General features: G+C 75.5%; 4 protein-coding genes. 2 read left to right on the top strand and 2 right to left on the bottom strand.

The window, feature by feature from the left end:
* Nucleotides 1–190, top strand: a 190-nt coding sequence (locus C5508_RS18830; RefSeq protein WP_456297902.1) for a nitroreductase family protein, incomplete at its 5' end; no start/stop codon positions are given.
* 3 nt (nt 191–193) lie between these two features.
* On the opposite strand, the gene C5508_RS18825 is transcribed toward C5508_RS18830, so the two are convergent.
* Complete coding sequence (locus tag C5508_RS18825) at nt 194–2,527, bottom strand: M28 family peptidase (RefSeq protein WP_232797297.1); 2,334 nt, start codon at nt 2,525–2,527, stop codon at nt 194–196.
* Nucleotides 2,528–3,244: 717 nt separating this feature from the next.
* Here C5508_RS18825 and C5508_RS18815 point away from each other — a divergent pair.
* The gene (locus C5508_RS18815) at nt 3,245–4,003 is read left to right on the top strand and encodes an SDR family NAD(P)-dependent oxidoreductase (RefSeq protein ID WP_104526438.1); all 759 of its coding nucleotides are present in this window, start codon (nt 3,245–3,247) and stop codon (nt 4,001–4,003) included.
* A gap of 6 nt (nt 4,004–4,009) precedes the next feature.
* Here the strand turns inward: C5508_RS18815 and hisH are convergent, their stop codons facing one another.
* Nucleotides 4,010–4,648: an imidazole glycerol phosphate synthase subunit HisH gene (gene hisH / locus C5508_RS18810; RefSeq protein ID WP_104526437.1), complete on the bottom strand. Its 639-nt coding sequence runs from the start codon at nt 4,646–4,648 to the stop codon at nt 4,010–4,012.
* Between the last annotated feature and the right edge of the window lie 252 nt (nt 4,649–4,900).

Raw genomic sequence — 4,900 nt, 5'->3', positions numbered from 1 at the left:
CGGCGCCTGCTTCTTCGGCGTCCCCGCCGAGCGCGTCGATGCCTTCCGGACGGCGTTCGGGGTCCCCGCGGAGTACCGGCCGGTCGGCTGCGTGTCGGTCGGCTATCCAGGGACCGAGGACCGGCGGTCTCCGTCGCTGAAGCGGGGCCGCCGGGGCGTCGACGAGGTCGTGCACCGCGGCTCCTGGTGAGGGTCAGCCGAGCTCGGTGACCGAGGTGACCAGCACGAGGTCCGAGCCGTGGGTGCCCGCGACGTCGACCCCCTCGGGCCGCGGCTGGTAGCCGGGCAGGCCGGACAGCCCGTCGCTGGCATCGGTGACGCGCAGCCGCACCGGCCCGTCGCCCTCCACGGTGAAACCGGCCTGCAGCCCCTCGGCGGGCGGTGCGGAGAAGGTGATCCGCAGCCGGTCCTCCCCCGCCGCGTCCTCGCCGACCGCCCGGCCGCCGATCCGGCCCCGGACGACGGTGCCGCCCTCCACGGTCAGCTCGAGGTCCAGCAGCCGCACGTCGTCCCGCCGCGGCGTGATCCGCAGGGTGATCTCACGGCGGCCGCCGACCACGTCGTCGGAGACCACCGAGACCTCCGGCGCAGCCAGGTCGGCGGCCTCGGCCGGGCCGGTCTGCACGTCCCGGCCGGCCAGGTACGGGTAGTCGGCGCCCAGGCTGCCCGGCCCGTCGACGAAGCGACCGGTCCACTCCCCGGGCGAGGTCTCGGTGCTCACCCAGCGGGCCTCGCCCCGGTCGGCGTCGAGCAGGTAGGCCAGCCGACTGGGAACGGGGTGGGCGGCGTCGAACCGGTCCACCGCCAGACCGGCGGCCGCGCAGAAGCCGGCGACGAAGAGTGCGGTGCCGGGGACCAGGGCAGCGCCGAGCGGCCGGCGCGCCTCCGGGTCGGGGAACAGCAGCTCCAGGGCCGGCAGGAGGGCGAGCCCGGCGAGGACGACGACGACCGACGGCGCGACCGCCTGCGACAGGCCCAGCGCGGGGAAGAAGAGGGCGGCGGTGGGCGCGAGCACCAGCACCGCCGTCACACCGGTCAGCAGCGCGGCCACCACCCGCGCGACCCGCGAGGAGGTCAGCGCAACCGCGATGCCGGTCAGTGCGCCGACCAGCGCCGGCCACGCCGCGAGGTAGGAGCCGCCCGGCGCCACGGCGGCGAGCACCGCCGAGGCCACCGCGAGCCACACCAGCGCGCCCGCGGCCAGCGACGCCGGCCCGATACGACGGCGCAACAGCGCGAACCAGACCAGCACGACCGCCAGGACGACGGCGACCGCGGCCAGCCGGAACCACCCGGGCCGCCACGGGTCCAGCATGGAGGCATAGCCCGGGCGCACCGCGACGAGCAGCGCCCACATCCCCTGGACGGCGAGCGGCGCCAGGCCCAGCGGCGCGAGGGCGAGCAGCGCGCTCCCCGCGGTGCGGCGCAGCGAGCTGATCCGCCGGACGCGCAACACGAGCACCAGCCCCGCTGCCGCGAGCAGCGCGGCGCCGGCGAGCGGCACCACGACGGCGCCCGGGTACCGGACCAGCCGACCGGGCAGCGGGAAGTAGGTGGCGTCGTCGTCCGCGGGCTCGGCCAGGACGGCGAGATCGCGGTCGCCCAGCGCCCGGGTGAGGGCCAGCGCGTTGTCGCCGAGTGCCTGCAGCGTCGCGCGGCTCAGCCGCTCCGGGGTGTCCTGCGGCGAGTGGTAGCCGGCCGCGCCGTCGATGAAGGCGGTGTTCATGCCGGTGAAGTCGCCGTCGTCGAGCAGCACGCTGAAGTCGGTGTCGTTGGGCAGCGCGCGGTAGACCTCGACGGCGAAGCTGCTGGCCACCGGGTGCTCCGCGGCGCCGGCGAAGGCCTCGGCCAGGGCGGCGTTGCCCAGCGACGTCTCGAACATGACGGGCGGGCCGCTCGTGCCGCGGGCCTCCAGGTTCAGCACGACGCCGCCGCCGGCCAGCGGGTGCGAGGCGGCGAAGGCCTCGGCGCCGCAGAGGCAGGCCTCCTCCGCGTCGGTGAGCACGACGACGACGTCGTTGCGCAGCGCGGGCCCCTCCGTGATCGCGCGGACTGACTCCAGCAGCGCGGCGACCCCCGCGGCGTCATCGGCCGCACCGGGCCCGGCCTCCGCGGAGTCGTGGTGCGCCATCAGGTAGAGCCGGCCGGTGGGGTCGGTGCCGGGCAGGACGCCGACGACGTTCTGCACCCGGGCCATGCGGGTCTCCCCCGCACCGCCGGCCCGCGCGCCGACGGCGGCCTGGACGCGGGTGTCCAGACCGAGTCCGGTCAGCGTGTCGACCAGGCTCTCGACGACGTCGGCGCTCGCCGCGCTGCCGACGACGTGCGGCCGGGCCGCGATGCGCTCCACATGGGCGAAGGCGCGCTCGGCGCTGAACTCGGGAGTCGGGGCGTCGGCCGGCCGCGGGTCCGGCGGCTGGAGACCCAGCACCGTCCACCCTGCGAGCGCCAGCAGGAGGACGACGGGAAGCAGGCCCGCGAGGCGGCCCGGCCGGCCGGCGTGCCCGGATGGACGCGTTGCGGGCACGCCGACCTCCAGGGCTGCACCGGGACTGGACCGGGGAACTCTAGGTGACGGCGACCACCCCCGAGTGCAGGCCGGCCGGTGGCGTCGGGGCGTCCGCATCGGCGAGGTCACCGCGCTGGTTCCGGGATCCCGTCACGTCCATGGCGGCGAGGAGCTCAGCGAGGTGTCGCCGGCGACCGCGGCTGGGCGGCCTGCACCGCTGACGGGGGCATCGGCAGCGGTAGGACCACCCGGCGGTTCCGCCGGGTCGTCGGCCCCTGTGCGGCACGCCGCCCCGTGCCCTCCGACGGCGTCCCGGTGGTGGCGCCCGTCCGGCGAGTTGCTGGTCGCCGGTACGCCTGAGACCGATGCGGCCTTCAGCGGCTCGCTCGCCGGCCCGGTCCGGTTGCGGGTGGAGACGACGGTGCCGCATCACGGTCGATGTCCGGCGCTTCCGGCCGACTGTGGTCCTCGACGCCGATCGCCCGCTCGCCGATTCCCCCGGGCAGACGCTGCGGCTCGGTGGCGCGGTGATCGAGATCGGCGACGGCATACCCCGCTGCGTCATGGTGGACGCCGACCAGCCCACCCGGGCGGGGCAGCCCGCCGTCCTGAAGCAGCTGGGCCGCACGCACGACGTGGGGTTCGGCATGCAGGCGTCGGTTCGGTGCCCGGGACCGTCCGCGTCGGGGACCCGGTCACCCTCAGCTGACCGGGCCCGCTGGTTGACTGTCGGTCATGACCAGCCAGTCGCGCGCCGTCCTCGTCACTGGTTCCTCCCGCGGCATCGGACGGGCGATCGCGCTCGCCTTCGCCGCCCGGGGCGACCGGGTCGCCGTCCACTCCGGCAGCTCGCCGGACGCGGCCGTCCGCGTCGCCGAGGAGCTGCCCGGGAACGGGCACGTCGTCGTCCAGGCCGACATGGCCGACGCCGAGGCGGTGGGCCGGATGGTCGACGAAGCCGCCGAGGCGCTGGACGGCCTGCAGGTGCTGGTGAACAACGCCGGCGTCTACACGGCGCACCCTCCGGTGGAGACCTCCTGGGTGCAGTGGCAGGAGGTCGTGGCGCGCACGCTGGCGGTGAACCTGACCGGCGCCATGCACGCCACGTTCCGCGCGGTGCCGCACCTGATCGCGGCCGGTGGCGGAGCCGTGGTGAACGTGACCAGCCGCGGCGCCTTCCGGGGCGAGCCCAACACGCCGGCCTACGGTGCGGCGAAGGCGGGGCTCAACGCATTCGGGCAGTCGATGGCCCAGGCGCTGGCGCCGCAGGGCATCACCGTCGGCTCGGTCGCGCCCGGGTTCGTGCAGACCGAGATGGCGCGCGAGATCCTCGACGGCCCCGGCGGGGACGCGGTGCGGGCGCAGTCGCCCTACGGCCGCGTGGCGCGACCCGAGGAGGTCGCGGCCGCGGTGCTCTGGCTGGCGTCCCCCGAGGCCCGGTTCTCCACCGGCACGATCATCGACGTCAACGGGGCCAGCTACCTCCGCAGCTGACCAGGGTCAGTCGAGGCTGTTCAGCCAGTTGGTGAGCAGCTGCGCGCCGGCGTCGCCGCTCTTCTCCGGGTGGAACTGGGTGGCCGAGAGGGCCGCGTTCTCCACGCCGGCGACGAACCGGTCGCCGTGCTCGGCCCAGGTCACCTTGGGCGGCGCCAGCGGGCCGGTGGCACGGTCCTCGGCGAGCGGGAACTCGCGGACGCCGTAGGAGTGGACGAAGTAGAAGCGCTCGTCCTCGAGGCCCGCGAACAGCGTGCTGCCCGGAGCGGCCTGGACGGTGTTCCAGCCCATGTGCGGAAGCACCGGGGCCTTGAGCTGCTCGACGACGCCGGGCCACTCGCCGCAGCCCTCGGCGTCCACGCCGTGCTCCACGCCGCGCTCGAACAGGATCTGCATGCCGACGCAGATGCCGAGGACCGGGCGGCTGCCGGCGAGGCGGCGGCCGATGATCCGGCGCCCCTGGACGGCGTCCAGTCCGGTCATGCAGGCCGCGAAGGCGCCGACGCCGGGCACGACGAGACCGTCGGCCGCGAGCGCCACGTCGGCGTCGGAGGTCACCGTGACGTCGGCCCCGACCCGCTGCAGCGCGCGCTCGGCGGAGCGCAGGTTGCCCGAGCCGTAGTCGAGGACCGCCACCTTCTTCACATCTGCCACGCTACCCACCAGCGCACGAGGCCCCCCGACTGTTCCCTCTGGTCCGTTCCCCGAGCAGTGACCTGGCCGACGGTCGTGCGCTCGTCAAGGCCCGCCGCGATCTGTGGACGAGCCGTTGACCTGGGGATTCGTGCTGCGGATGATGGCGATCCCAGCTAGAATTCGTACATGCGTTCGAGCGGTCCGACGGCGGTGGAGGTGGCTCTCCACGGGCTGTCCGCCGAGCGGATCGAGGGCCTGTTC

Source organism: Blastococcus atacamensis, assembly GCF_002938425.1.
Taxonomy (GTDB): domain Bacteria; phylum Actinomycetota; class Actinomycetes; order Mycobacteriales; family Geodermatophilaceae; genus Blastococcus; species Blastococcus atacamensis.
The sequence above is the reverse complement of the archived record's forward strand: the minus strand, read 5'-3'. Positions and strand labels throughout refer to the sequence as shown.